Raw genomic sequence first — 233 nt, 5'->3', positions numbered from 1 at the left:
GACTGTCTCTACGCCAGGAGTTCCCTTTTCAATGACGATTACGGCGAGAGACTCATCAGGCGGAAGGTCTGCGGACGTTCGGCAAAGGACGGTCATGAGCTCAACGCCTTCGCGATTCCAGCCGGTTCCGTTTGTGGTGTAGCTCTTTTTGCCGTTGATGACCCATTCATCGCCATCTCGGGTGGCGATCGTCTGAACACCTGCGCCTGGTTCGGGAGAGGCGTAGTTAGCTC

The 233-nt window shown here is 56.7% G+C and carries 1 protein-coding gene; it reads right to left on the bottom strand.

The window, feature by feature from the left end; all coding sequences use genetic code 11:
• Nucleotides 1-233: acyl-CoA dehydrogenase family protein (locus tag ACPYOG_RS20945; RefSeq protein WP_481295969.1), on the bottom strand; the 233-nt coding region annotated here is incomplete at both ends.

This window comes from Leifsonia sp. HAY1-4F, from assembly GCF_056755275.1.
This window is presented reverse-complemented; position numbering and strand designations above follow the sequence as displayed.